This is a genomic window from Microbacterium suaedae (genome assembly GCF_003254645.1).
GTDB lineage: Bacteria > Actinomycetota > Actinomycetes > Actinomycetales > Microbacteriaceae > Microbacterium > Microbacterium suaedae.
In genome coordinates, this window is sequence record NZ_PNFD01000001.1 from 15,335 (window position 1) to 41,159 (window position 25,825).

Here is a 25,825-nt window from a genome sequence, read left to right on the forward strand (position 1 = left end):
CACGGCTTGCAATTCCGAAGGAATTAGGTGAGCCTTACCTTCGCCCACCCGATCCCCCGAACGAAACGAGGCCCCGTGCACTCGCAGCGCGCTCTCCTCCTCGCGGCCACCGCGGCGACAGCCCTCGCCCTCACGTCCTGTGCGTCCGAAAGCTCCTCCCCCTCCGGCGAAGGCGACGCCGAATCCGCTCAGGGAGCCGGAGACACGATCACGATCGAGCATGCGCTCGGGACGACCGTCATCCCTTCCGGTGCCGAGCGTGTCGCCGCAATCGGCTGGGGCAATCACGACGCCGCCCTCGCGCTCGGTGTCGCTCCCGTCGGTGTCGACGACCAGACCTGGTCCATGGACGGGTCCGACGGTCTCGGCATCTACGAGTGGTCGATCGATGCGTACGCCGAGCTCGGCGCCGACGAGCCCGTCATCTTCGACACGACCGACGGCGTCGATTTCGAGGCCATCGCCGACACCGCGCCCGACCTCATCATCGCCGCGCAGTCCGGGCTCACCGATGAGGATTACGCCACGCTCAGCGAGATCGCTCCCGTCGTCGCACATCCCGACATCCCCTGGTACACACCGTGGCGCGAGACGATCCGCGTCGACGGCACGGCGCTTGGTCTCGCCGACGAAGCCGATCAGCTCGTCGCCGACATCGAAAAGCAGATCGAAGACGCCACCGCGGACGCCTCCGCGATCGAAGGCAGGACCGCCGCCTTCTTCTCCTTCGTTCCCTCGGATCTCTCGACCGCGTCCATCTATGCAGAGGGCGACTCCCGAGCGGCCTTCCTCAACGACCTCGGCTTCGAGACTCCCGAGGCCGCCGTCGTGGCCGGCGAAGACGGATCGTTCTACGCCGACATCTCGGCGGAGAAGGTCGATCAGCTCTCCGACGTCGACGTCATCGTCGCCTACGGCGACGACAGCCTCCTCGAGACGCTCCAAGCCGACCCGCTGTGGAGCACCGTCCCCGCTGTGGAGAACGGTGCCGTCGTCGCGGTCGGCGCCGGGAGCCCTCTGAGCGGCGCCGTGAGCCCGACCGCCCTGTCGATTCCGTGGGTGCTCGACGAGTACGTCGGCCTGCTGAACGACGCTGCCGCCGCAGAGTGACCGCGACCGTCGCCCGCACCGCCGCCCCGACTCCCTCCGTCGGGGCGGCTCGGCGTGCCCTGCTGCTGGGTGCGGGCGTTGCCGGTGTGGTGGCGGCAGCCGTCGTCTCCCTCGCCTTCGGGTCGCGGTTCGTCAGCGTCGAAGAGATCCTCACGGGCATCACGGCGTTCATGCGCGGGGAGATCGCAGACGGCATCGGCGCGATCGCCGTCCAGGAGAGAATCCCGCGCACGGTGCTCGCCGTCGTCTCCGGAGCCGCCCTCGCTCTCTCGGGCGCGGTCATGCAGGCGATCACGCGCAATCCGGTCGCCGATCCGGGCATCCTCGGCGTCAACTCCGGCGCGGCACTCTTCGTCGTGTGCGGTATGGCACTGTTCGGCATGTCGTCGACCTTCGAGTTCCTCGGACTCGCGCTCGCGGGCGCTTCCGTCGCTGCAGTGTTCGTCTATCTCGTGGGTTCCGTGGGCCCGGGCGGCGCCACGCCCATCAAGCTCGCCCTCGCGGGCGCCGCGACAACCGCGGCCCTCTCCTCCCTCGTGAGCGCCGTGCTGCTCCCGCGCGCGCAAGCGATGAACGAGTTCCGTTTCTGGCAGGTCGGGGGCGTCGGCGGGGCCACCTGGGAATCGATGGCGGTCGTGGTCCCCCTCCTCGCGGCCGCTGCGGTCGCGGCATTCGCCGTGGCCCCGGCCCTCAACGTCCTCGCCCTCGGCACCGAGGTCGCCGTCGGGCTGGGCGTGCGCGTCGGACGCACGCGTGCCATCGCCGCCATCGCCGGCGTCGTGCTGTGCGCCGCCGTCACCTCCGTCGCCGGCCCCATCGCCTTCGTCGGCCTCATGGTGCCGCACGTCGTGCGCCTGGTCTCGGGCCCCGATCTGCGATGGCTCCTGCCGATCTCGGCGATGGGCGGAGCCGTCCTCCTCACGGTCGCCGACACGGTGGGCCGGGTCATCGGCTCGCCGGGCGAGGTCGAGGCCGGGGTCGTCACGGCATTCCTCGGCGCGCCCGTCCTGGTGATCATCGCCCGCCGCACGCGGATGAGGGCACTGTGATGTCGACGATCACCGACACGGCGGCGACCGTTGCCGCCCTCCCCCGCCTCCGCGCGGGCCGCCGCCGGCGGCTGCGCCGCCGCGCCGTCGGCGTCGTCCTGCTGTCCGCGCTGCTCGTCGTGCTCACCGGCGCCATGCTCGTGCTCGGGCAGACGGTCTACCCCCTCTCAGACGTCGTCGCCGTGATCGCCGGTGAGAGTGTGCCCGGCGCTTCCTTCACGGTGGGCACCCTGCGGATTCCGCGTGCGATCACAGGCATACTCGCCGGCATTGCGTTCGGCGTCGCCGGATCCACCTTCCAGACGATGCTCCGCAACCCCCTCGCGAGTCCTGACGTCATCGGCATCACCTCGGGCGCGAGCGCCGCGGCCGTTCTCGCCCTCGTCGTCCTGCATCTCTCGATCGGCGCGACAACGCTGCTCGCCCTCATCGTGGGCATCGCGACGGCCGCCGCGATCTACGCCGCCTCCCGCGGCGGCGAGGCGACGGGCGGGCGTCTGATCCTCATCGGCATCGGAATCGGCGCGATGCTCGACTCCGTCGTCGCGTTCCTCATCCAGCGCGCCGCCGAATGGGATGTGGCCGTCGCGATGCGATGGCTCACCGGCAGCCTCAACGGCTCCCGCACGGAGAGCCTGCCGCCCCTCGCCGCCGCGGTCCTCGTCCTCGTCCCCCTGGTGCTTCTGCTGTCGCGGAACCTCCGCGCACTCGAGCTGGGGGACGCATCCGCGACGGCGCTCGGCGTGCGCGTCGATCGCACCCGGGTCCTTCTCGTCATCTCGGCCGTGGCCCTCGCCTGCTTCGCCACGGCGACGACGGGGCCGATCGCGTTCGTCGCCTTCCTCGCCGGCCCCATCGCTCAGAGAATCGTCGGATCGGGATCCTCGCTTGTGATCCCGTCCGCGCTGGTCGGCGCCTGCCTCGTGCTCGCAGCGGACCTGCTCGGACAGTTCGCCTTCGGCACACGCTTCCCCGTCGGGGTCATCACCGGGATCCTCGGCGCGCCGTACCTCCTTGCCCTGCTCATCCGCACGAGCCGAAACGGAGCCTCCTCGTGACCGCGCATCATTCCCTCGAAGCCCGTGCCCTCTCGGCTGGCTACGGAGCGCGCACCGTTGTCTCCGGCGTCGACCTCACCCTTCCGCCCGGACGCATCAGCGTCATCGTGGGTGCGAACGCGTGCGGGAAGTCGACGCTGCTGAAGACCTTCGCGCGCCTTCTCTCGCCCGCCGCGGGCGCGGTTCTGCTCGACGGCGAGCGCATCGACCGCACGCCCACGAAGCAGCTGGCACAGACTCTCGGCCTCCTGCCGCAGGCGCCGCTCGCCCCCGAGGGAATCGCGGTCGCCGATCTCGTCGGCCGCGGTCGCCATCCGCATCAGCGATTGTTCCGTTCCTGGTCGGGAGACGACGAGCGCGCCGTCGCCTCGGCGCTCGCGGCAACGGGCACCGCTGAGCTCGCCGACCGCGATGTCGACGAACTGTCCGGCGGGCAGCGACAACGGGTGTGGATCGCGATGGCACTCGCGCAGGAGACCGAGCTGCTTCTTCTCGACGAGCCGACCACCTACCTGGATCTCGCCCATCAAGTCGAGGTGCTCGACCTCATCACCGATCTCAACCGCGACCGCGGCACGACGATCGCGATGGTGCTCCACGACATCAACCTCGCGTCCCGCTACGCCGACCACCTCTTCGCGATGCGCGACGGTGAGCTCGTCGCGAGTGGCGCGCCGAGCGACGTCGTGACAGCCGAGCTGATGCACCGGGTGTTCGGACTCGACAGCGACGTGATCCCGGACCCCGTCTCCGGCACCCCTCTCATTCTTCCCCGCGGCCGCCACCACGTGCGCGAGCCGCAACCGCAGACCCCCGCGACAGGAGCCTCCGTATGAGCACGATCGCACCCTCGACCGATACCCGTCCGATGCGCTTCTTCCGCGTGCAGGTGGCCGCGATCCAGAACCTCACACCGAGCTTCCGACGGTTCACCTTCACGGGTGACGATCTCGACGAATACGGCGACCCCGGATTCGATCAGCGCGTCAAGATCGTGTTCCCGAGCGAGCGACTGGCGCTCGATGAGATGCCCACGGGCGACGACTGGTACGTCGAGTGGCGGGCGCGACCCGAGGCGGAGCGACCGCCGTTCCGCACCTACACCACGCGAGCCGTCCGCCCCGCGGTTCGTGAAGTCGACATCGACATGGTCGCGCACGACGTGCAGGGCCCGGCATCTGCGTGGATCGACCGCGCGGCCGTCGGCGATGAGGTTCTCATCCTTGCGCCGACCGTGCACGCTGCGGGCGTGCCGCTCGGGGTCGATTTCGTCCCACCCGCCACGACGGAGGAGCTGCTGCTGGTCGGCGATGAGACCGCCGCGCCCGCGATCGCCGTCATCCTCGAGCAGCTGCCACGCACCGCGACCGGCATCGTCGTCCTCGAGGTGCCCGACGATCGCGACGCCGCCTATCTTCCGCCGCATCCGGGATTCCGCGTCTACGCGTCCGGACGCGGCGCGGGCGAGCGGCACGATCATCTCGTGCGCGTCGTCGAGGCACACGCCGGCGTGCTGTGCCCCGATGGGCGCGGTGGCGACGTCGAGGAGATCGACATAGACCACGATCTCCTCTGGGAGGTGCCGCGAACGGCCAAGGGCGGGGCGGCGCTCAAGAGCGCGCCCCTGTACGCGTGGATCGCCGGAGAGGCCGGGGCCGTGAAGGCACTGCGGCGCCACCTCGTCCGCGACGTCGGCGTCGACCGTCGCGCCGTCGCCTTCATGGGCTACTGGCGGCTGGGGCGCGCGGAGGGGAGCTGAGCGACCTCAGCCGTGCTCGACGAGAGCGCCGGCAAGCGCTTCGTCGAGCACCACGTCGGTGACGACGCCCGCCGCCAGCGCGCCGCGGAGTGCGCGGAGTTTGTGCTGACCGGCCGCGATGCAGACGCGGCGGGGAACGCGCCGCAGGCGATCGATCGAGGGGCCCGTCGCACGCGCATTCAGGCGCACATCCCGCCAGGATCCGTCGCTGCGGAAGAACACAGTCGCCACGTCGCCGACCGCCTGGTCCTCCGCGAGACTCGCGTAGTCGGCCTCGTCGAGGTAGCCGCCCACGTACACATGGCTCGGCACGTCAGCGGACGGTGAACCGACGCTGAACAGCGCCATATCCATGCGCGCCTGCAGCCCCAGAACGCGCCGGGTCATCCGCTCTCGCCACATGGCGTCGCGCGTTGCCGGATCGTCGAAGAATGCGGGAACAGGAAACTGCTGCACCACGGCCCCGAACGCATCGCCGAAGCGCAACAGGATCTCGCTCGAGTACTCCACCCCCGTCGTCTGCGTGTTGCCGGCGCCGTTGAGCTGGACGAACGTCGTGTTGTGCGTGTCCTTCTTGGGCAGCATGCGGCTCACGACGCTCAACGTCGACCCCCACGCCAGCCCGACGACCATGTTCGATTCGACGAACTGCGCGAGCAGGCGTGCCGCCGTGAGTGCCACGCGCTCGAGCCGGTCGGCCTCGCTGACGTTCTCCGGGACGGGGACGACGTGCGCGGCGACTCCGAAGCGCTCGTCGACGAGTCGTTCGAGCTCCTCCCCGTGCGCGTGCGGTGACGAAAGCCGGATGTCGACGATGCCCCGCTCACGCGCGAAGCTGAGCAGGCGCGAGACCGATGATCGCGACATGCGCAGCTCATGCGCGATCGCCGCCATCGTCTTGTCCTGCATGTAGTAGAGCTGCGCGGCGGTGAACGCCTGCGACAGCCTGTCGCTCTGCGACACGCTCCGACCTCCTCGTACGGCGCACCTCGCGCGCCGATGTGCACATATGTGCACCCAGCTTGTACGTATGTGACCGCTGGGTCAAGGTGAAAGTCACCCGAGAGAAACGAGGCCGAAGATGTCTGAGCACTCCCCCCACAGCATGCGCGCCGCGGTGCGCTCCGTCCGCGACGCCGGCCGCGCCACCGTCCTCGTCATCGGCGGCGGGATCAACGGAATCGCGACGTTCCGCGATCTCGCCCTCCAGGGCCTCGACGTCGTTCTCGTCGAGCGCGGCGACTTCGCCGGCGGCGCCTCCTCGGCCTCCAGTCACATGATCCACGGCGGGGTCCGCTACCTCGAGAACGGCGAGTTCCGCCTCGTCAAGGAGTCCGTTCAGGAGCGCAACCGACTGCTCCGGCTCGCACCGCACTTCGTCAAGCCGCTCGAGACGACGATCCCGATCTACTCGACGTTCTCCGGGATCCTCGCGGCGCCCCTGCGCTTCCTGACGCATCGCTCGGGCAAGCCGCAGGAGCGTGGCGCCGCCCTCATCAAGATCGGCTTGACGCTCTACGACACCTTCTCGCGTGATGGCGGATCGGTGCCCCGGCACCGCTTCCTCGGGCGGAAGAAGTCCCGCGCCGAACTTCCCGCACTTGACGAGAACGTCAAGTACACCGCGACCTACTTCGATGCGTCGATGCACGACCCCGAACGCCTCGCCCTCGACGTCCTTCTCGACGGCCTCGCCGCGAATGACCGTGCGCGCGCCCTCAACTACGTCGAGGCCGTCGGCCGCACCGAAGACGGCGTGACGCTGCGTGATCGCGAAACGGGCGAAGAGTTCACGGTTTCGGCGGATGTCGTCGTCAACGCCTCCGGTCCGTGGACGGACCTCACGAACGCGCAGCTCGGCCAGCAGACGCGTTTCATGGGCGGGACGAAGGGCTCCCACATCGTCCTCGACCACCCCGAGCTGCTCGCGGCGACAAAGGGTCGCGAGATCTTCTTCGAGCACTCGGACGGACGGATCGTGCTCATCTACCCGCTCAAGGATCGCGTGCTCGTCGGGACCACCGACATCGACGCCGACCCTTCGGAGCCGGCTGTGTGCACGGAGGAGGAGATCGACTACTTCTTCGACCTCATCCACCACGTCTTCCCGCAGATTGCGGTCGACCGCGACCAGATCGTGTATCGATTCTCCGGCATCAGGCCACTCCCGCGACACGAGGACACAGCACCCGGATTCGTCTCGCGCGACTATCGCGTCGAAATCGACGATTCGCGCTCGACGCCTGTCGTGAGCCTCGTCGGCGGCAAGTGGACGACGTTCCGAGCGCTTGGCGAATCCCTCTCGACGAAGGTGCTCGAACTCCTCGGGCGCGGGCGCTCCGCCTCGACGACCGACCGCCCCATCGGAGGCGGACGCGGATTCCCCACGAGCGACGCCGAGCGCCGGGAATGGATCGGTGCCCATCTGGCAGGTGCGGGTGACCGCGCCGACGTGCTCCTCGCGCGCTACGGCACACGGGCGTCCGAGGTGTGGGCTCACATCCAGAAGGGCGAAGATGCGCCGCTCGCCGACGGCGCCGTCTCGACGCGCGAACTCGCATGGATGGTTGAAAACGAGTTCGTCGTGCACCTGCGCGATGTGATCCTGCGGCGAACGAGCCTCGCCTTCACGGGCGACGCGTCGTCCGAGGTCATCGACGAGCTGGCAGACGCCCTCGCCTCCCTCCTCGGCTGGGACGCCACCCGACGCCACGAAGAGGCGACACAGATACGACAGGAGCTGGGCGACCGCCACGGCGTCGCCCTCGCCTCCTGACGCGCGAGACGCTCCCCTGGGGCCGGGATCCGCCCGCCCCCAGGGTCGTCACGCGAGCGCGCCGGCAAGAGCTGCCGGCGAAGAAAGGTCAATGAAGACATGGAAGAACTGAATTACGGGCTCTACTTCACGTCGGAGCTCGTGGGCACGGCTATGCTCGTGCTGCTCGGATGCGGTGTCGTCGCCAACGTGGTGCTCGCGAAGAACAAGGGCTTCGGCGGCGGTTTCCTCATGGTCAACTGGGGCTGGGGACTCGCGGTCTTCGCGGGTGTTCTCGTCTCGGCCTATTCAGGCGCGATCATCAACCCCGCCGTCGGAATCGGGCTCCTCGTCGCCGGATCCATCACTTTCCCGATGTTCCTCATCGCGACGGCCGCCGAACTCCTCGGCGGCATCATCGGCGCAATCGTCTGCTATCTCGCCTACAAGAAGCACTTCGACCAGGAAGAAGACGCGGGCAAGAAGCTCGGCGTCTTCTCGACCGGCCCCGAGATCCGCTCCTACGGTCTCAACTTCCTGACCGAGGTCATCGGGACCTTCGTTCTCGTGTTCGTGATCTTCGCGTTCGCCGACTATGGCGACATCACGGTCGGCGTCCCCGGGGGCCTCGGACCGCTGGCGGCACTCCCCGTCGCCCTCCTCGTCGTCGGCATCGGCGCCTCGCTCGGCGGCCCGACCGGCTACGCCATCAACCCCGCCCGCGACCTCGGTCCGCGCATCGCCCACGCAATCCTCCCGATCCCCGGCAAGGGATCCAGCGACTGGGCATACTCGTGGGTGCCGGTCGCAGGCCCCCTCGTCGGCGGCGTGCTCGCCGCGCTCGCCGCGCCCCTGCTGCTCGGACTCGCAGCCTGACGTCCCCCGACCATCACCAAGCATTCAAAGGAGAAGCACCCATGGGCGACTACATCCTCGCCATCGACCAAGGCACGACCTCGTCGCGCGCGATCATCTTCGACAAGAAGGGCTCGATCATCTCGGTCGGGCAGAAGGAACACGAGCAGTTCTTCCCCCGTCCGGGCTGGGTCGAGCATGACGCGAACGAGATCTGGCACAACGTCCAGGAGGTCATCGGCCTCGCCCTCAGCCGCGCCGACCTCACGCGCCATCACATCGAGGCGATCGGCATCACGAACCAGCGTGAGACGGCCGTCGTGTGGGATCGCACCACCGGCAAGCCCGTCTACAACGCCATCGTGTGGCAGGACACGCGCACGCAGGACATCGTCGACCGACTCGCCGGCGACGAAGGACCGGAGCGCTTCAAGAGCGTCGTGGGTCTCCCCCTCGCGACGTACTTCTCGGGGACGAAGATCGCCTGGATCCTCGAGAACGTCGACGGCGCGCGCGAGAAGGCCGAGGCCGGAGATCTCATGTTCGGCACGACCGACACGTGGGTGCTCTGGAACCTCACGGGCGGCGTCGATGGAGGGGCGCACGTCACCGACGTCACGAACGCCTCGCGCACCCTGTTCATGGATCTCGAGACACTCGAATGGCGCGACGACATCCTCGGCGAGTTCGGCGTGCCGCGCTCGATGATGCCCGAGATCCGCTCGTCGTCCGAGATCTACGGCTATGCCGAAGACTCCTCGCTGCTGCGCGAGACGCCGATCGCCGGCATCCTCGGCGACCAGCAGGCCGCCACCTTCGGTCAGGCGGCATTCGAAGCGGGTGAGAGCAAGAACACCTATGGCACGGGCAACTTCCTCATCTTCCAGACGGGCGAGGAGAAGATCCTCTCGAAGAACGGTCTGCTCACGACCATCGGATACAAGCTGGGCGACCAGCCCGTGCAGTATGCGCTCGAGGGCTCGATCGCGGTGACGGGGTCGCTCGTGCAGTGGCTCCGCGACCAGCTCGGGATCATTCGTGAGGCTCCCGAGGTCGAGGATCTCGCGAAGGACGTCGACGACAACGGCGGGGTGTACTTCGTGCCGGCGTTCTCGGGCCTCTACGCTCCCTACTGGCGCCCGGACGCTCGCGGTGCGATCGTCGGGATGACCCGCTACGTCAACAAGGGGCACATCGCGCGCGCCGCGCTCGAAGCCGTCGCCTTCCAGACGCGCGACGTCCTCGACGCCGTGAATGCGGATGCGGGCGTCGATCTGTCGGAGCTGCGAGTCGACGGCGGCATGGTCGCCAACGACACCCTGATGCAGTTCCAGGCCGATGTGCTGGGCGTGCCCGTCGTGCGCCCTGTCGTCGCCGAGACGACCGCGCTGGGAGCCGCGTATGCGGCAGGTCTCGCGGTCGGGTTCTGGAAGGATCTCGGCGAGGTCCGGAAGAACTGGCAGGAAGACGCGCGCTGGGAGCCGCAGATGCCTCAGGACGAGGTCGAGCGCACGCTCCGCCTCTGGCGCAAGGCTGTCGCCAAGTCGATGGACTGGGTCGACGAAGACGTGATCTGAGCGCTCGCACACGCGAACGAGGGCCGGGAGCCGATTGGCTCCCGGCCCTCGTTCGCTGTCGGGGTCAGTTCTTCCCGAACAGCTTCTGGATCTCCGCCATGTCGGTTTCGCTCGGCTGCGGGGCCGATGCGCCCAGCCCGAAGCCGGATCCCGTCGGCTGCGCCGTGGCGGCCTCGTCGCCCTGCACCGCGCGCTTGGCTGGGTTTCCCGAGCGTCCGCCCTGGTACTTGCCCTTCTTGCCCTTCTTGGCGCGCTTCGACGAGGCGCCCGGCTTCGCGCCCGGCATCGCCCCCATGCCGGGGACGCCCGCGTTCTCGCCGCGCGCAACCTTCTTCATCATCTTCGCGGCCTGCTCGAAGCGGTTCACGAGCTGATTGACGTCGGTGACGGTCACGCCCGATCCGCGAGCGATGCGCGCGCGGCGGGAACCGTTGAGGATCTTCGTGTTATGACGCTCGGCAGGGGTCATGCCGCGGATGATCGCCTCGGTGCGACCGATCTCGCTCTCGTCGAAGTCCTGCAGCTGCTGCTTCATCTGCCCGCCCATGCCGGGGAGCATGCCGAGCATCTTCTTCATCGAGCCCATCTTCTTGAGCTGCTGCATCTGCTCGAGGAAGTCGTCGAGGGTGAAGGCCTCCTTCGCGAGCTTGTCGGCGACCTTCTGCGCCTCTTCCTCGTCGAAGGCCTGCTGGGCCTGCTCGATGAGCGTGAGGATGTCGCCGAGATCGAGGATTCGGCTCGCCATGCGATCGGGGTGGAAGTCCTCGAGCGCATCGAGGTCCTCGCCCGTCGACGCGAAGATGATCGGGCGCTGCGTCACGGAAGCGACCGAGAGCGCGGCGCCGCCGCGCTGGTCTCCGTCAAGCTTCGACAGGACGACGCCCGTGAAGTCGACGCCCTCAAGGAAGGCCTTCGCCGTGTTCACGGCGTCCTGACCGATCATCGAGTCGATGACGAACAGGACCTCGTCTGGATCCGTCGCGCGACGGATCTTCGAGGCCTGCTTCATGAGCTCCTCGTCGACGCCGAGGCGGCCGGCCGTGTCGATGATGACGATGTCGTGCTGGCGCTGCTTGGCGAGCTCGACGCCCGCCTCCGAGACCTTGACAGGATCGCCGACGCCGTTGCCCGGCTCGGGGGCGTAGACCGCAGCACCCGCCTGCTCGGCGACGATCTGCAGCTGATTCACGGCGTTCGGTCGCTGAAGGTCGGCCGCGACGAGGATCGGCGTGTGGCCGTCTTTCTGCAGCTTCTTGGCGAGCTTGCCCGCGAACGTCGTCTTACCCGACCCCTGCAGGCCCGCGAGCATGATCACGGTCGGCGGCGTCTTCGCGAAGCGCAGCTTGCGCTGCTCGCCGCCGAGGATGCGAACGAGCTCCTCGTTGACGATCTGCACGACCTGCTGGGCCGGGTTGAGAGCCTTGTTCACCTCGTCGCCGAGTGCGCGCTCGCGCACGTGCGATGTGAATTCCTTGACGACCTCGAGCGCGACGTCGGCGTCGAGCAGGGCACGCCTGATCTCACGCACGGTGCCGTCGACGTCGGCCGCCGACAGCCGTCCCTTGGTGCGGAGATTCTTGAAGGTCTCGGTGAGACGGTCGGAGAGCGTGCCGAAAGTAGCCATGATTCTCCCGATTCTACCGTGATCGCGGCGACGCGACCTCCGCGAGGGCCGCGTCGAGGTGCGCGACGAGCGGTGCGCTTCCCGCGCCCGCGCCAGCCCACGCCCAGATGGACGACATCATCGCCGCCCCGTAGGCGCCGCCACGCACGGCGGCCGCCGCATCGGAGTATCCGGCACGCCGCAGGGAGCGACCGGCGAGTGCCGTGATCCGCCACATCCGCACCGCGGCTTCACGTTCGAGGTCCTCCTCGATCCGCATGGCCTCCGCGTTGCCGATGATGAGCGCGAGGGTATCGGGCGCGAATCCCGCTGCGATGGATCGCAGCGCCTCCTCCGGCAAAGCCCCGTCGTCGACCGCGCGGTCGGCCCCGGCGATCCGTTCATCGAACGACCCCCAGAGCAGTTCCGCCTTGCTCGCGGCGTAGTTGAAGAAGCTCGAGCGGCTGATGCCCGCGCGCGTCGCGATCTCGGTGACGCTCGTCGCGTCGTGCCCCTTCTCCAGGAACAGCTCACAGGCGGCCTCGGCGAGCATCTCGCGCGAGATCGCCTTCGGCCGGCCCGGCCGTCCTCCTGTCGTCGCCACGCCCTCAGCGTAGAGGCCTGCAACCTCGATGGGCGCGCTAAGGTGTTCCTGGACTCCGTCCATGAATTCGAGGAGCAGAGATGATCGATGTGTTCGAGGCGGGCTTCGCCCCGCGATTCGTCACGTATCGCGACGGCTGGGATCTGCAGCGCCGGATCCACGACGGCGTCGTCGCCGGAACGCGGGAGGAGACGCTCATCCTGCTCGAACACGAAGCAGTCTTCACCGCCGGATCGCGCACCGAGGACCACGAGCGTCCCGGCCTCGGCGCCACTCCGGTCGTCGACGTCGATCGCGGCGGCAAGATCACGTGGCACGGCCCGGGTCAGCTGGTCGGCTATCCGATCATCCGCGTCGGCGAGCAGCGCGAGGTCGTCGGCCATGTGCGCCGGCTCGAGCGCATGCTCATCGAATTGCTCGCCCCCCTCGGCATCGAGGGCACGCAGGTCAAGGGCCGTACGGGCGTCTGGGTCGAGACGGGCGGCTCGCCGAACAAGATCGCGGCGATCGGCGTGCGCGTCGAGAAGGGCGTCGCGATGCACGGTTTCGCCCTCAACTGCAGCAATTCGCTCGCGCCGTACGACGAGATCATCCCCTGCGGAATCACCGATGCCGGCGTGACGACGATCACACGCGAGATCGGGCGCGAAGTCTCTCCCGCAGACATCTCCGGAGCCGCCGTCACCGCGTTCCGCAGCGTCTTCGAGGAGGTTCCCGCGTGAGCGCCTGCGGAACCGGGGTCGCGAACACGACCGCTCCGAATGGCCGCAAGATGCTGCGGCTCGAGGTGCGCAATGCGTCGACGCCGATCGAGAAGAAGCCCGAGTGGATCAAGACCCGCGTGCGACAGGGGCCCGAATACCGCGAGCTGCAGTCGCTCGTGAAGACCGAGGACCTTCACACCGTGTGCCAGGAGGCGGGCTGCCCCAACATCTTCGAGTGCTGGGAAGACCGCGAGGCGACGTTCCTCATCGGCGGATCCCAGTGCACGAGGCGCTGCGACTTCTGCCAGATCGACACGGGCAAGCCTGCCGAGTACGACACGGACGAGCCGCGCCGCGTGGCCGAGTCGGTGCGGCGCATGGGACTGCGCTACGCCACCGTGACGAGCGTCGCTCGCGACGATCTCGACGACACGGGCGCGTGGTTGAACGCCGAGACGGTACGGCAGATCCACGCGCTCAACCCGAACACGGGCGTCGAGCTTCTCGCCAACGATCACGGTGGGGATCCCGCCCACCTCGGCCAGATCTTCGAGGCGCGCCCCGAGGTGTTCGCGCACAACGTCGAGACCGTGCCGCGCGTCTTCCGCCGGATCCGCCCCGCGTTCACCTACGAGCGCTCGCTCGGCGTGCTGACGCAGGGACACGAGGCGGGGCTCATCACGAAGTCGAACCTCATCCTCGGCATGGGGGAAGAACCCGACGAGGTCGTGGGCGCTCTGCAGGACCTTCGAGACGCCGGGTGCGACATCATCACCCTCACGCAGTATCTGCGCCCCTCACCGCGCCACCTGCCGGTGCAGCGCTGGGTCAAGCCCGACGAGTTCGTCGAGCTGAAGAAGATCGCGGAAGGGATCGGCTTCCTCGGCGTCCTCGCCGGCCCGCTCGTGCGTTCGTCGTACCGTGCCGGACGCCTCTGGGCGCAGTCGATGCGCGAGAAGGGTCGCGAGATCCCCGCACACCTGCAGCACATCGCCGACAGCGCGCCCGCGGAGTTCGCCCAGGCGGTGTGATCCTCCCGTGAGAGAGTTCCGGATCCGGTGTCCCCGCGAGGAGGATGATCTCGCGCGGATCGCGGATCCCGGGAATCCGGGCGCGTGATCGCGCGTTAGGCTGGTCGACGGTCCATTTCTGGACCGCGTCCATACTCGTCTCCCGAGGGGATCCATGCTCCCGTTCCGCCGCGTCCTGCCCGCCGCCGCTCTCGCTTCCGCCGCACTCCTTGCGGTCGGATGCGCCCCGTCCGACGGGGGCGGATCCCCCGAGCCGGTCTCCGGGGGAACGCTCGTCTACGCGACCGGCGATGCCGAGCCGAGCTGTCTCGACCCGCACGTCGGCGGCAACTACCCGCAGGGGCTGCTCTCGACGCAGTACCTCGAGCCGCTCTTCGGCCGTGACGCAGAGGGCGAGATCGTCCCCTGGCTGGCCGAGTCGGGCGAGGCGTCCGACGACGGCCTTACCTGGGACATCGCGCTGCGCGACGACATCTCCTTCACCGACGGCACGCCATTCGACGCGGAGGCGGTCAAGGCGAACATCGAGCATCTGCAGGATCCCGACACTGCCTCGTCGACGGGCTATCTCGCCGTCGAGCAGGTCGACAGCGTCGAGGTCGTCGACGACTCCCATGTGCGCCTGCACCTGTCGACCCCGAAGTCGGCCATGCTCGAGGTCCTGAGCCAGCAGTGGGCAGCGATGGAGTCACCCGAGGGAATCGCGCGCGGCAACGACGAGAACTGCCAGGCACCCATCGGCACCGGTCCCTTCGTGGTCGAGAGCTGGTCGCCGCAGGAGTCGGTCACCCTGACGCGAAACGACGACTATGTGCCGACCAACCCCGAGATCGACCACGACGGCCCGGCGCACGTCGAGCAGATCGAGTGGCGCTTCATCCCCGATGCGGCGACGCGCCAGGCCGCCCTCGCCTCGGGCGAGGTGCACGTCATCGACAACCCGCTCCCGACCGACATCGCCGCCGCGGACGGGCAGGGGTTCGGGCATCTCGATGCGCCGCGACCGGCCGCGTCGAATCGTATCGAGCTGAACACTGCGCAGCCGCCGTTCGATGACGACCGGGTGCGTGAGGCATTCCTCCGGGCAGCTGATCCCTCCCCCGGCATCGAGACGCTCTTCGCCGGCACGGCCACCCGTTCGTTCTCGGTTCTCTCATCGGAGGAGCCCGTGCGGCTGTCCGATGAGGAGCTGTTCCGCACCGACGCCGACGCCGCGAACGCGCTGCTCGACGAGGCCGGGTGGACGGAGCGCACCGACAGTGGCACGCGCATGAAGGACGGCGAGACGCTCACAGCGCGCTTCCCTGTCTCGACGAACCAGTCGACGGCGGCCGAGCAGTCGCTATTCGAACAGATCCAGGCCAACACGGCAGCGGTCGGCTTCGATCTGCAGCTCGAGCCGATGGACCTCTCGAGCTGGTACGGCGCTCTCGCGGCCCACGACTACGAGGCCGTCTCGGCCCCGTATACGACCGTCGGCCCCGACGTGCTGCGCATCCTGTACCACTCCGACAGCACGGTCCCCGCGCCGTCCGGCTACTTCGCCAACAACGCGCAGCTGACGGATCCGGACCTCGACGCCTTCCTCGAGGAGGCACTCGCGACGACCGATCCGGATGAACGCGCCGATCTGTACACGCAGGCGCAGCGGATCATCCTCGACACTCACGCGGTGCTGCCGCTGTACGACCAGCAGAACCACTTCCTCACGAACGGCGTCACGGGGGTCACGGCGATCCACACGATCTCGACCCCGACGTTCGTGAACGCGCAGCTGACCGAATGACTCCGCGCCGGTGGGCGGTCTCGCTCCGGTGGATCGCCGGGAAGCTCGGTGCCGCCATCGGCGTCGTGTGGCTCGTCGGCACGCTCGTGTTCTTCGCGCTGCGGGCGACGGGCGATCCGCTCGAGGCGATCCTCGGCGGCCCGGGCTCGCAGGCCGGAGAGGAGGCCGTGCAGGCCGCCATCGATCGCTACGCGCTCGATGAGCCGCTCGTCGTCCAATACCTGCTCCAGCTGCGCGACATCGCCACTCTGCAGTTCGGCGACTCGTACTCCCGGCGCCTGCCCGTCATGGATCTGCTGGCGGCTCACCTGCCGTCGACGCTGCTCCTCGCCGTGCTCGCCCTCGCCCTCGCGTGGGCCCTCACGGTCGCGGGCGCACTCGTGCAGGCCGTGGCGCGCGGTCGGCTCGGCGCCCTGGTCCGCGCCGGGCTGAGGTCCGTCGAGGTCGTCGCGAGCGTCGCACCGCAGTTCTGGTTCGGTGCCGTGCTCATCATGGTGTTCGCATCGTCGCTCGGCTGGCTGCCCGCCACGAGCGCATCGTCGGACCCCGCCTCGCTCGTCCTGCCGGTCGTCACGCTCGCCGTGCCGATCGCGGGCTTCCTGTCTCAGGTCTCGCACGACGCCCTCGACGACGCTGACGCCGCGCCGTTCGCGACGACCGCTCGCGCACGCGGCGCGGGCGAGATGCGCGTCCTGCTCCGCCATACGCTGCGACACGCGAGCCTGCCTGCGATCTCGCTCTCAGGCTGGGCGTTCGGCAGCCTGCTCAGCGGCGCGGTCGTCGTCGAGGTGCTGTTCGCCCGGCCGGGTCTCGGACGCCTGCTCCAGGAGGCGGCCCTCGCCCGCGACGTGCCCGTCGTCATCGGCGCCGTCGTGATCGTCGCGCTGCTCTACGTCGCCGTCGTGATCGCGACGGACGCCCTCGAGCTTCTCGTGGATCCGCGCCTCCGGCGGCGCCCGCAGTCGCTCCGCGCGCCGGACGTGGCGGTGGGAGCATGAGGGCCGCGGCGCGCGGTCGGGCACTCGGCGTATCGGGGATCCTCGCGACCCTGGTGGCCGTGCTGATCGGTGTCGCCGTCGTGGCCCCAGGACTCCTGGCCCCCGGTGATCCTCTCGCGGTCTCCCCCGCCGAGGGGTTCCAGGCCCCGTCGCCGGCGCACCCGTTCGGAACCGACGAGTCGGGCCGGGACGTCCTCACGCGCGTCGTCCACGGCGCTGCCGCCTCCGCGGGAATCGGGCTCGCCGCGACGGCTATCGGGATCGGCCTCGGTCTCCTGATCGGATTCGCGAGCGGCCTCGGCACACGACTCGTCGACGGAGCCCTCTCCCGCGTCGTCGAGGTGCTCTACGCCCTCCCCACCCTCGTCATGGCGCTGCTCTTCGTCGCGGTTCTGGGGCCGGGCCCGCGCAGTTCGATCCTCGCGATCGGCCTCGCGACGGCGCCCGGATACGCGCGCATGATCCGTGCCCGCGTGCGGCAGGTCGCCGGGAGCGACTATGTCTCGTACGCGCGGCACGAAGGCGTCTCCGCCCCGACGGTCTTCGCGCGGCACGTGGTGCCGAACACGCTCTGGCCGCTCATCGCGATGATCACGCTCGGGATCGGTCAGGCGATCGTGTGGGTGTCGGCCCTGAGCTTCCTCGGTCTCGGCGCCGAGCCGCCGAGTCCCGAATGGGGTTCGATGCTCAACGCCGGTCGCGTCTACCTCGGCACGGCCTGGTGGATGACGTTCTTCCCCGGCCTGGCGATCGTCGTCACGGCGACCGCGCTCACCGTCCTCGGGCGACGGCTTTCCTCGGGAGGCACGCGATGACTCTTCTCACAGTCCGTGATCTCACGGTCGATCTTCCCGGCGCGGGGCGCGTGCTCGACGGCGTCTCGCTCGATCTGTCGCCGGGCGAGGTGCTCGGAGTCGTCGGCGAGTCAGGCGCGGGCAAGTCGGTCCTCGCCCGCACGCTGATCGGCCTCACGCGGGAAGACCCGCGTGCGAGCGTCGCCGCTTCGACCCTCACCTTCGATGGGACGGACATGACACGGGCCGGTCGCCGGGCATGGCGACGGCTGCGGGGATCCGAGATCGGGCTCGTCCTGCAAGACGCCCTGCAGTCGCTCGACCCCCTCCGCACGGTCTCGGCCGAGGTGGGCGAGACGCTCGCTGTGCGACGCGTTGCGCGAACGGAGCGACGACAGCGAATCGTCACAGCGCTCCACCGCGCCGGCCTGCACGATGCCGAGGCGCGACTCGGGCAGCGCTCGGGCGAGCTGTCAGGCGGCATGCGCCAGCGTGTCCTCGTTGCTTCGGCGCTCGTCGGCGGTGCCCGTCTCGTGATCGCGGACGAGCCGACGACGGCGCTCGATGCGACGGTCGCCGCCCGGGTGCTGGATCTGCTGCGCTCCCTGGCCGACGACGGCGCGGCAGTCCTCCTCATCACGCACGACCTCCACGCGGTGCGCCGCGTCGCCGACCGGGTCGCCGTCCTCGAGGCGGGACGCGTGGTCGAGGACGGATCCGCCGCGCACGTCCTCGCCGAGCCAGCGCACGCGACGACGCGCGCCCTTCTCGACGCCGTGCCCCGCGGCCCGAAACCGCCCCTTCGCCCCGCGCACCGCCCGCGCACCCCCATCCTCCGCGCGGACGCGGTGACGAGACGCTACGGCCACGTCACCGCCGTCGACGACGTCTCGTTCTCCCTGGAAGCGGGCGAGACACTCGGCGTGGTCGGCGAGTCCGGGTCCGGGAAGTCCACCCTCGCGCGCCTGCTCATCGGCGCCGAACACCCCGATTCCGGGGCCGTCTCCCGCCACGGGACTCCTCGCGTGCGGCTCGTGCCGCAGGATCCGCTCGGATCCTTCGATCCGCGCCACTCGGTCGGCCAGATCCTCCGCCTCTCGCATCGCGACGGCGCGCCGTCACCCGAGGAGCTGCTGCGCCGCGTCGAACTCGACGCGCGGCTGCTCACCCGCCGCCCCGCGCAGCTTTCGGGCGGTCAGCGACAGCGCGTCGCGATCGCCCGCGCGCTCGCGGCGAATCCCGACGTCCTCGTCTGCGACGAGCCCGTCTCGGCCCTCGACGTGACCACGCAGGCGGGGATCCTGGATCTGCTGCTCGGCCTTCAGGAGCGCGAGGGCCTCTCCATGGTGTTCATCTCGCACGATCTCGCGGTCGTCCGCCGCATCTCCGATCGGGTTGCCGTGATGAAGGACGGCCAGGTCGTCGATTCCGGGAACACCGAAGACGTCTACGCGAACCCGGCCAGTGCCTTCACGCGCGAGCTGATCTCGGCGTCGCGGTAGTCCCGACCGATCCCCCTCCTGCACGACGACGCCAATTCTGCGTCCGGGCGCGCGACACGCCGGGCCCAGGGGCTTCTCCGCACAGAATTGGCGTCGTTGTGTATCGGCGCTCAGTCGGCGCTCGTGACCGACTGCACCGTGCCGTCGCCCGCGAAGTTCACGAGAAGGACGTCGTCGGTCTCGTCGGGGTCGAGTGCGTACTCGAGCACCGCGAAGGGATCGGATCCACCGTGCTCATCGGCCAGGATCGTCATGCTCATGAGCTCGAGCGACCGGATGATGTCGACGGGTGCGTCGCCGGACACATCGATGAGGATGTCCTCGATGGTGTCGCCGTAGCGGTCGGTCATCATGAGGATGAACTCCGTCACGTCGCTCGCGCGATTGTCCACCTCGGCCAGCATCGCGTCGCGCGCACGGCGATCGATCTCGTCGAGCGCCGTGACGAGAGACGCAGCGGCGTCGAGCGCGTCGGTCGTCACGTCTTCTTGATCGGGTGCCGTGAGATCGACGGTGACGCGCATATCGCCGAGATCGACGTTCTCCGACCAGAAGATCGCGCCGTCGGGACCCGACTCGAGGAGCCCGAAGTAGTCGTGTTCGATCGCCATACGACTACTCAACCACTTCGAGGGCCTGCGCGGGGAGGGGGCGCGCCCGCGGGAGTCAGCCGACGAGCTGAGCGGCGAAGGCGTGCGGCGTGAAACCGGAGAGATCACCGATGCCTTCGCCCTCCCCGAGGAGCTTGACGGGGATCCCTGTGCGCTCCTGCACGCTCAGCACGAAGCCGCCCTTCGCGGACCCATCGAGCTTCGTGATGACGAGACCGGTGACCCCGGCGTGCTCGAGGAAGGCCTCGGCCTGCATGACGCCGTTCTGGCCGGTCGTCGCGTCGAGGACGAGCAGGACCTCGCTGATCGGCGCCTGCTTCTCGATGACACGACGGACCTTCGTGAGCTCGTCCATGAGGCCCGCCTTCGTGTGCAGACGACCAGCCGTGTCGACGAGCACGATCTCGGTTCCGGTGCGCTTGGCGTAGTCGATCGTCTGGAAGGCGACCGATGCAGGGTCCTGCCCTTCCTTCTCGGGACGCACGATCGCCGCGCCGCCGCGCTCGGCCCACGTGGCCAGCTGCTCGACCGCCGCAGCGCGGAACGTGTCGGCCGCTCCGACCACGATCGAGCGGCCGTAACGGCCGAGGAAGTGGGCGAACTTGCCGATCGTCGTCGTCTTACCGACGCCGTTGACTCCGACAACGAGCACGACCGCCGGTCGCTCGGTGAGCTTCAAGGTCGTATCGAATCTCGCGAAACGCTCTTCGAGGCTCTCGATGAGCATCCGCTTGAGGTCCTTCGGATCCTCCGTGTGGAAACGGGCGACCTTGTCGCGCAGATCGTCGACGATCTCCTCGGTGATGTCCGGCCCGAAGTCGGCGGTGATGAGCGCCGTTTCGAGGTCGTCCCACGTGTTCTCGTCGATCGTCTCTTTCACGAACATGCCGCGCAGCGCGCGACCGAGGGACCACTTCTCCGCCATGGACTCCAGCCTATCGGGAACCGTCAGCGACGCCGCGACGCCGTCACCGAGAAGGTGCGGTTCCGGCCGATCTGGCGGGTCGGCCCCACAAGCCGCTCGAGCTGCGGTCGATACCGCAGGTGGCTGTTCCACACCGTCCACAGTTCGCCGCCCGGGCGCAGGACCCGTGCGGCGTCGGCGAAGAGGCGCGGCGCGATCGCATCGGTCACGGCGGCGCCCGAGTGGAAGGGCGGATTCAGCAGGACGAGGTCGGCGGATCCGTCGGGGCGGGAGCCCAGCCCGTCGTCCCGCACGACATCGACCCGGTCTGCGAGCCCGTTCGCGCGCATCGTCTCGCGCGCCGAGGCCACGGCCGCGCTCGACCGGTCGCTCGCGATCACCCGCGCGGCCGGTCGGGACCGCGCGTACGCGGCCGCGATTGCGCCGGTGCCGCAGCCGAGATCGATCACGGATTCCGCATGCGGCATACCATCGAGAAATTCGAGGAAGAAGCGTGTTCCGACGTCCAACGAGGCGCCCGCGAACGCTGCGCCGTGCGCGCACAGGGTGAGGTCGATATCGGTGTGGACGGACCGCGGCCAGGCCTCGCCTGCACCTCGGATCGGTTCGGACGCGTGCAGGGCGCGCGACCGACCCACGCCTCGGCTCGCCCGCACGGAGCGGAAGTGCACGCCGAGGACATCGTTCATCGACCGCGTCATGTGCTTCACGCGCCCGCCCGCGACGATCCGGACATCCGAATCGGCGTGGTCCGCGACGACGCCCGCGATCTCGTCGAGCGCGTCGAGCCCGCGCGGAAGCTGCAGCAGCACGAGCTTCGCCCCGGCGGTCAGTGAGGCGTCGAGATCGTGCCAGGTGACGCGGCCGGTGAGGTCCTGCCCGATGCGCTCGGCGTTCGCGGCGAGCGCGCGCTCGCCCGTCAGGGGATCCTGGTGCACGCGCAGACGGAGGTCCGGATCCGCACGCAGGAGCGACAGCGTCAGCGCACCGTAGCGATCCCCGATGACGACGATCTCGCCCGCGACGGGCCCCGCCTCGGCAAGGATCAGTCGATCGCTCGCGTCGGCCGCGACGAGATCGTGCGCCTCGACGTCGGGCCATCTGCTGAGGCGCGGGGCGAGTTCGTCGTATGCGATTTCGGGGGTCATGCGCTCGCTCGATCGCCCACGCGCTGCCCCACCACGGCCGAGACGCCGTCCTGGCGCATCGAGACGCCGTAGAGCGCGTCGGCGATCTCCATCGTGCGCTTCTGGTGGGTGATGATGAGCAGCTGACTGTTCTCGCGGAGCTTCTCGAATACCCCGAGCAGGCGGCCGAGGTTCGCATCGTCGAGTGCGGCCTCGACCTCGTCGAGGATGTAGAACGGGCTCGGCCGCGCCTTGAAGATGGCCGTGAGCAGGGCGACCGCGGCAAGCGACCGCTCACCGCCGGACAGCAGGGAGAGCCGCTCGATCTTCTTGCCGGCGGGCTTGACTGCGACGTCGATCCCCGTCGCCAGCAGATCGTCGGGATTCGTCAGCGAAATCGAGCCGGTTCCGCCCGGGAACAGGATCGGGAACATCTCCCCGAACGCGCGCTTCGTGTCCTCGAACGCGTCGGCGAAGATCGTCTGCATGCGCTCGTCGAGATCCGAGATGATCGTCTGGAGATCGCGACGCGTCTGCGTGAGGTCGTCGAGCTGCTCGGTGAGGAACTTGTGCCGCTGCTCGAGCGCGGCGAACTCCTCGAGCGCGAGCGGATTCACGCGGCCGAGCTGGCTGAGCTTGCGCTCGGCGGCGCGCAGGCGCTTCTCCTGCTGGGCGCGATCGTACGGGATCGTCTCAGACCCCGGTCCGTCGTCACCCGCCGAGACGTCGGGGGCGTCCGTCTCGCTCTCGCCGTTCTCCGGACCCGAGCCTGCGTCCGCCGCCGCTCCCGCCTGCTCGACGAGCACGTCGTCGAGTGGCACGGGCTGTTCCGGTCCGTATTCGGCGACGAGGATCTCCTCCCCCATGCCGAGCTCAGACTGCACGCGCTCGGTCAGGCTCGCCAGGTGCAGCTTCTTCTCGTGGATCTGCAGCTCGATCCCGTGCACGCTCTCGGTCAGGCGCGCGAGCCGCTCGCGGATCGAGCTCTCCTGCTCGCGCAGCTTCCGCAGCTCGGCCGATACGGCGCTCCGGGCCTGCTCGGCCTCGCCGAGGGCCGAGCGGGCTTCGGACACGGACCGGCCGGCTGAATCGAGCACTGCGGGCAGCTCCTCGACGACGCCCTGCGCGATCTCGCGCTGACGACGCCGGAGCACGGCGCGGCGCGCCGCGTGTTCTGCGGCCTCCTGCTCCCGCGTGCGCTGCCGTTCGAGACCCGCCGCGTGCGCTTCCGCGGCGCGCACACGCTCCCGCGTGGTCTCGACCTCGAGGCGCGCGGTCATCTCGGCCTCGCGCGCCTTCTCCACCTCGGCAAGCAGACCGTCACGGGCCGATGCATCGAGAATCGGGCGCGGTTCCTCGCGCGCCGCGTCGAGTTCGGCCTGGGCCCGTCGTGCGCGCTCCTCCGAATCGGCGACGGAGGCCTTCGCCTTGTCGAGGTCGGCCGTCAGTCGCTCGCATTCTGCGATCGCCGCCTCGTAGCGCACCGTGACGCGATTGACGTGCTCGGCCTGCTGCGCGAGCTGGGCATCATGCGCGCGGAGCGTCTGCAGTGCTTCCTTCTGCTCACGCCGTGCGTCCTGGACGCGGTCCTGCTGCTCGCGACGCTCGATCCCGAGCCCCTCGACGTCCTCGCGCACGGCCGCGAGCCGCTCGGCCGCGTCATCGCGCTCGGCCTGCAGCGCGAGGCGAGACTGTCCCCCGCCGGATCCGGCGCGGATCGTGCGGGCCGTGACGATCTCGCCCGCCCGAGTGACGATGGTCGCCCGCTCGGCGACGCCCTCGTCGAGGCGCGCGCCGTGCGTGCGCGCGGCGCCGAGATCCTCAGCGATGAGCACGAAACGCAGCAGGCCACGGACACCGTCCGGCGCGGTGACGACGTCGACGGCGCGCTCGAGTCCCGCGCCCGGGGACGGAATCGGATCTCCTTCGGGAGCATCGGCGATCGCGACATCGACGACGCCGGCGTCGCCGGTGGAGTCCGCGATCCGGAATGCCGCCTCGCGATCCTCCGCGAGCACGCCCTCTGCGAGCGGCCCGAGAACCGCTTCGATTGCCTGTTCGAACCCGGCGCGCACCTGCACCGATTCGCTCACGAGGCCCCGGACGCCCTCGTCTCCGCGCGCGACGATCTCGCTCGCCGCGTTCTTGACATCGAGCGCCGAGCTCAGCGCCGACGACTTCGCCGTCAGGGCGTCGGCCTCGCGTTCGGCGGCGCGGTGACGTTCCCGGATCTCCTCGAGCGCTTTCTCGGCCGCCGTCACCTCGCGCTGCGCGTGCTCGTATGCCTCCTGCAGCTGGGCCGACGCCTGCTCGCCGATCTCGGCCATCTCGAGTCGTTCGAATGCCTCCTGCGCCTCGCGCCGACGCCCGTCGGCCGCGTCGAGTGCCTCCTGCTGCCGCACGACGGCGCCCCGCACCGCTTCCAGTGTCTGGGCGGCCGCCTCGGCGGTGCCCCGCAAGGTCGTCACGCGCATGTCGTACTCGCTCACGAGGGCGCTCTGCTCGGCGATCTCGACATCGAGGGCGTCGAGCTCGGACCGCGCCCGCGCGAGTTCCCGCGAAGCCGTCTGGACGGCGTCCTGCGCCTCGCCGACGCCGTCGGAGAGTCGGGTGACCTCCTCGTGCGCGGCATCGATCGCCTGCTGCGAGACGGTCACCTGCGGGCGGTCGGCGTCGTCGTCGGATCCGAGCAGCGCCAGCCTCTGGTTCGCGAGCGTGAACAGGCCGCGGAGGCGATCCTGGACCTGCTCGAGTCCGAACACGACACGCTGCGCCTCGTCGACGGCCTTCGACGACTGCTCACGCTCGAGCTGCGAGATGCGCAGACGTACGCCGGAGATCTGCTCCTCGAGCGCGATGCGCTCCGTATGCCGCTCCTGCTCGCCGCGCGCGTGCTCGGCGAGCTGGGTGCGCAGCTGCACCACCTCATCCGCATAGAGGCGGGCTTTGGCGTCGCGAACGACGGCCGCGATCGTCTGCGCTTGCCGGGCGATCTCCGCCTGGCGCCCGAGGGGCTTCAGCTGGCGCCGGATCTCGCCCGCGAGGTCGCTCAGGCGCATGAGGTTCTGCTCCATGGCCTCGAGCTTGCGGAGCGTCTTCTCCTTGCGTCGCCGATGCTTGAGGATCCCCGCCGCCTCCTCGATGAAGCCGCGGCGCTCCTCAGGCGTCGCCCGGAGAACCGTGTCGAGGCGACCCTGCCCGACGATGACGTGCATCTCGCGGCCGAGACCAGAGTCGCTCAGCAGCTCCTGCACGTCGAGCAGCCGACACGATTCGCCGTTGATCGCATACTCGCTCTGCCCCGTGCGGAACAGGGTTCGGCGGATCGACACCTCGCTGTACTCGATCGGCAGCGCGCCGTCGGCGTTGTCGATCGTCAACTGCACCTCGGCGCGCCCGAGCGGCCCGCGCGTGGCCGTGCCCGCGAAGATGACATCCTCCATCTTGCCGCCGCGCAGGCTCTTGGCACCCTGCTCCCCCATGACCCAGGCAAGCGCGTCGACGACGTTCGACTTGCCGGATCCGTTCGGCCCGACGATCGCGGTCACGCCGGGTTCGAGGACGAACGTCGTCGGCTGAGCGAACGATTTGAAACCCTTGAGGGTGAGGCTCTTCAGGTGCACGTCGAACCGCCTCCCTCGTCTCGCACGCCGCGCGATGCGCCTCGACACACCCTATTCGGCTGGCCCTCCGAGCCCGCGGAACGGCACGGGACACGCCGGATTCTGCATGTCTGCTTGACGTGCGGTGTGAATTGCGCATAGTTTCAGTTCGCACACATTTCCGTTCCGGGTGAGATCGCCCGCAGAGGTCCGAGAGGAGGAGGCCCATGACGATCACGAATTCGATGCCATGGACGTCCGTCCCCGCTCTGCGAGATGCGCGACGTCGCGGGACGGCTGTGCAGGGATCAACGACGGTTCACTAGAGCCACGATCTCCTCACGCGTCCGCTCCGCGACGCGTCTGTCTCTGACG

General features: G+C 69.3%; 21 protein-coding genes. 14 read left to right on the forward strand and 7 right to left on the reverse strand.

The genetic code is table 11. The features are described from left to right. Positions 1 to 75 precede the first annotated feature (75 nt). Genes C0012_RS00075 through C0012_RS00095 form a run of 5 tightly spaced genes read left to right on the forward strand, consistent with a single transcriptional unit; the run spans position 76 to position 4,976 of the window. A complete protein-coding gene (locus tag C0012_RS00075) occupies positions 76 to 1,110 on the forward strand; it encodes an iron-siderophore ABC transporter substrate-binding protein (protein ID WP_110588767.1) in 1,035 nt (344 codons plus the stop codon). Next, a complete protein-coding gene (locus tag C0012_RS00080; protein ID WP_110588766.1) occupies positions 1,107 to 2,159 on the forward strand; it encodes a FecCD family ABC transporter permease in 1,053 nt (350 codons plus the stop codon). Before C0012_RS00075 ends, C0012_RS00080 begins: the two co-directional genes overlap by 4 nt. Then, a complete protein-coding gene (locus tag C0012_RS00085; protein WP_110588765.1) occupies positions 2,159 to 3,217 on the forward strand; it encodes a FecCD family ABC transporter permease in 1,059 nt (352 codons plus the stop codon). The genes C0012_RS00080 and C0012_RS00085 overlap by 1 nt, the downstream gene beginning before the upstream one ends. After that, entirely contained in the window at positions 3,214 to 4,053 is an 840-nt protein-coding gene (locus C0012_RS00090) for an ABC transporter ATP-binding protein (RefSeq protein WP_110588764.1), read from the forward strand. The genes C0012_RS00085 and C0012_RS00090 overlap by 4 nt, the downstream gene beginning before the upstream one ends. Then, positions 4,050 to 4,976, forward strand: coding sequence for a siderophore-interacting protein (locus C0012_RS00095; RefSeq protein ID WP_110588763.1), 927 nt, complete (start codon positions 4,050 to 4,052; stop codon positions 4,974 to 4,976). The genes C0012_RS00090 and C0012_RS00095 overlap by 4 nt, the downstream gene beginning before the upstream one ends. A 6-nt stretch (positions 4,977 to 4,982) precedes the next feature. Here the strand turns inward: C0012_RS00095 and C0012_RS00100 are convergent, their stop codons facing one another. Further along, positions 4,983 to 5,885, reverse strand: coding sequence for a sugar-binding transcriptional regulator (locus tag C0012_RS00100; protein WP_110588858.1), 903 nt, complete (start codon positions 5,883 to 5,885; stop codon positions 4,983 to 4,985). 172 nt (positions 5,886 to 6,057) lie between these two features. Between C0012_RS00100 and C0012_RS00105 the strand changes: the two genes are divergently transcribed. From C0012_RS00105 to glpK, 3 genes are all read left to right on the forward strand, one after another. Next, positions 6,058 to 7,752: a glycerol-3-phosphate dehydrogenase/oxidase gene (locus C0012_RS00105; RefSeq protein ID WP_110588762.1), complete on the forward strand. Its 1,695-nt coding sequence runs from the start codon at positions 6,058 to 6,060 to the stop codon at positions 7,750 to 7,752. Positions 7,753 to 7,851: 99 nt separating this feature from the next. Beyond that, complete coding sequence (locus tag C0012_RS00110) at positions 7,852 to 8,607, forward strand: MIP/aquaporin family protein (protein ID WP_110588761.1); 756 nt, start codon at positions 7,852 to 7,854, stop codon at positions 8,605 to 8,607. Positions 8,608 to 8,648: 41 nt separating this feature from the next. Next, positions 8,649 to 10,163, forward strand: coding sequence for a glycerol kinase GlpK (glpK, locus tag C0012_RS00115; protein WP_110588760.1), 1,515 nt, complete (start codon positions 8,649 to 8,651; stop codon positions 10,161 to 10,163). 64 nt (positions 10,164 to 10,227) lie between these two features. Here the strand turns inward: glpK and ffh are convergent, their stop codons facing one another. Further along, a complete protein-coding gene (ffh, locus tag C0012_RS00120; RefSeq protein ID WP_110588759.1) occupies positions 10,228 to 11,787 on the reverse strand; it encodes a signal recognition particle protein in 1,560 nt (519 codons plus the stop codon). Positions 11,788 to 11,800: 13 nt separating this feature from the next. Beyond that, a complete protein-coding gene (locus tag C0012_RS00125; protein ID WP_162621827.1) occupies positions 11,801 to 12,370 on the reverse strand; it encodes a TetR/AcrR family transcriptional regulator in 570 nt (189 codons plus the stop codon). Between the two features lie 80 nt (positions 12,371 to 12,450). Between C0012_RS00125 and lipB the strand changes: the two genes are divergently transcribed. The 6 genes from lipB (at position 12,451) to C0012_RS00155 (ending at position 19,185) form a co-directional block, all read left to right on the forward strand. Continuing rightward, positions 12,451 to 13,092 carry a lipoyl(octanoyl) transferase LipB gene (gene lipB, locus C0012_RS00130; protein WP_110588757.1) on the forward strand — a complete coding sequence of 214 codons (642 nt, stop codon included), beginning with the start codon at positions 12,451 to 12,453 and terminating at the stop codon, positions 13,090 to 13,092. A gap of 50 nt (positions 13,093 to 13,142) precedes the next feature. Then, positions 13,143 to 14,105: a lipoyl synthase gene (gene lipA, locus C0012_RS00135; protein WP_110588857.1), complete on the forward strand. Its 963-nt coding sequence runs from the start codon at positions 13,143 to 13,145 to the stop codon at positions 14,103 to 14,105. Between the two features lie 154 nt (positions 14,106 to 14,259). Further along, positions 14,260 to 15,891, forward strand: coding sequence for an ABC transporter substrate-binding protein (locus C0012_RS00140; protein WP_110588756.1), 1,632 nt, complete (start codon positions 14,260 to 14,262; stop codon positions 15,889 to 15,891). After that, positions 15,888 to 16,889 carry an ABC transporter permease gene (locus C0012_RS00145; RefSeq protein WP_110588755.1) on the forward strand — a complete coding sequence of 334 codons (1,002 nt, stop codon included), beginning with the start codon at positions 15,888 to 15,890 and terminating at the stop codon, positions 16,887 to 16,889. Before C0012_RS00140 ends, C0012_RS00145 begins: the two co-directional genes overlap by 4 nt. Then, positions 16,886 to 17,704: an ABC transporter permease gene (locus C0012_RS00150; protein WP_110588754.1), complete on the forward strand. Its 819-nt coding sequence runs from the start codon at positions 16,886 to 16,888 to the stop codon at positions 17,702 to 17,704. The genes C0012_RS00145 and C0012_RS00150 overlap by 4 nt, the downstream gene beginning before the upstream one ends. Further along, complete coding sequence (locus C0012_RS00155; protein ID WP_110588753.1) at positions 17,701 to 19,185, forward strand: ATP-binding cassette domain-containing protein; 1,485 nt, start codon at positions 17,701 to 17,703, stop codon at positions 19,183 to 19,185. The genes C0012_RS00150 and C0012_RS00155 overlap by 4 nt, the downstream gene beginning before the upstream one ends. A 110-nt stretch (positions 19,186 to 19,295) precedes the next feature. Here C0012_RS00155 and C0012_RS00160 read toward each other — a convergent pair whose 3' ends face one another. The 4 genes from C0012_RS00160 to smc are packed head-to-tail and all read right to left on the reverse strand — an operon-like array spanning position 19,296 to position 25,471. Next, positions 19,296 to 19,796, reverse strand: coding sequence for a DUF2004 domain-containing protein (locus tag C0012_RS00160; RefSeq protein WP_110588752.1), 501 nt, complete (start codon positions 19,794 to 19,796; stop codon positions 19,296 to 19,298). Positions 19,797 to 19,851: 55 nt separating this feature from the next. After that, positions 19,852 to 20,721 (reverse strand): signal recognition particle-docking protein FtsY, encoded by an 870-nt coding sequence (gene ftsY, locus C0012_RS00165; RefSeq protein WP_110588751.1) that lies wholly within the window; start codon positions 20,719 to 20,721, stop codon positions 19,852 to 19,854. A gap of 23 nt (positions 20,722 to 20,744) precedes the next feature. After that, a complete protein-coding gene (locus C0012_RS00170; RefSeq protein WP_110588750.1) occupies positions 20,745 to 21,869 on the reverse strand; it encodes a class I SAM-dependent methyltransferase in 1,125 nt (374 codons plus the stop codon). Next, entirely contained in the window at positions 21,866 to 25,471 is a 3,606-nt protein-coding gene (gene smc, locus C0012_RS00175; protein ID WP_110588749.1) for a chromosome segregation protein SMC, read from the reverse strand. Before smc ends, C0012_RS00170 begins: the two co-directional genes overlap by 4 nt. Positions 25,472 to 25,825 lie beyond the last annotated feature (354 nt).

Excerpts from the sequence above, each read along its gene's own strand:
- C0012_RS00085 (WP_110588765.1), top strand. The coding sequence starts at position 2,159 with ATGTCGACGATCACCGACACGGCGGCGACCGTTGCCGCCCTCCCCCGC.
- C0012_RS00095 (WP_110588763.1), top strand. The coding sequence starts at position 4,050 with ATGAGCACGATCGCACCCTCGACCGATACCCGTCCGATGCGCTTCTTC.
- C0012_RS00100 (WP_110588858.1), bottom strand. The coding sequence starts at position 5,885 with ATGCAGGACAAGACGATGGCGGCGATCGCGCATGAGCTGCGCATGTCG.
- C0012_RS00105 (WP_110588762.1), top strand. The coding sequence starts at position 6,058 with ATGTCTGAGCACTCCCCCCACAGCATGCGCGCCGCGGTGCGCTCCGTC.
- C0012_RS00110 (WP_110588761.1), top strand. The coding sequence starts at position 7,852 with ATGGAAGAACTGAATTACGGGCTCTACTTCACGTCGGAGCTCGTGGGC.
- glpK (WP_110588760.1), top strand. The coding sequence starts at position 8,649 with ATGGGCGACTACATCCTCGCCATCGACCAAGGCACGACCTCGTCGCGC.
- ffh (WP_110588759.1), bottom strand. The coding sequence starts at position 11,787 with ATGGCTACTTTCGGCACGCTCTCCGACCGTCTCACCGAGACCTTCAAG.
- lipB (WP_110588757.1), top strand. The coding sequence starts at position 12,451 with ATGATCGATGTGTTCGAGGCGGGCTTCGCCCCGCGATTCGTCACGTAT.
- lipA (WP_110588857.1), top strand. The coding sequence starts at position 13,143 with ATGCTGCGGCTCGAGGTGCGCAATGCGTCGACGCCGATCGAGAAGAAG.
- C0012_RS00140 (WP_110588756.1), top strand. The coding sequence starts at position 14,260 with ATGCTCCCGTTCCGCCGCGTCCTGCCCGCCGCCGCTCTCGCTTCCGCC.
- C0012_RS00145 (WP_110588755.1), top strand. The coding sequence starts at position 15,888 with ATGACTCCGCGCCGGTGGGCGGTCTCGCTCCGGTGGATCGCCGGGAAG.
- C0012_RS00150 (WP_110588754.1), top strand. The coding sequence starts at position 16,886 with ATGAGGGCCGCGGCGCGCGGTCGGGCACTCGGCGTATCGGGGATCCTC.
- C0012_RS00155 (WP_110588753.1), top strand. The coding sequence starts at position 17,701 with ATGACTCTTCTCACAGTCCGTGATCTCACGGTCGATCTTCCCGGCGCG.
- C0012_RS00160 (WP_110588752.1), bottom strand. The coding sequence starts at position 19,796 with ATGGCGATCGAACACGACTACTTCGGGCTCCTCGAGTCGGGTCCCGAC.
- ftsY (WP_110588751.1), bottom strand. The coding sequence starts at position 20,721 with ATGGCGGAGAAGTGGTCCCTCGGTCGCGCGCTGCGCGGCATGTTCGTG.
- C0012_RS00170 (WP_110588750.1), bottom strand. The coding sequence starts at position 21,869 with ATGACCCCCGAAATCGCATACGACGAACTCGCCCCGCGCCTCAGCAGA.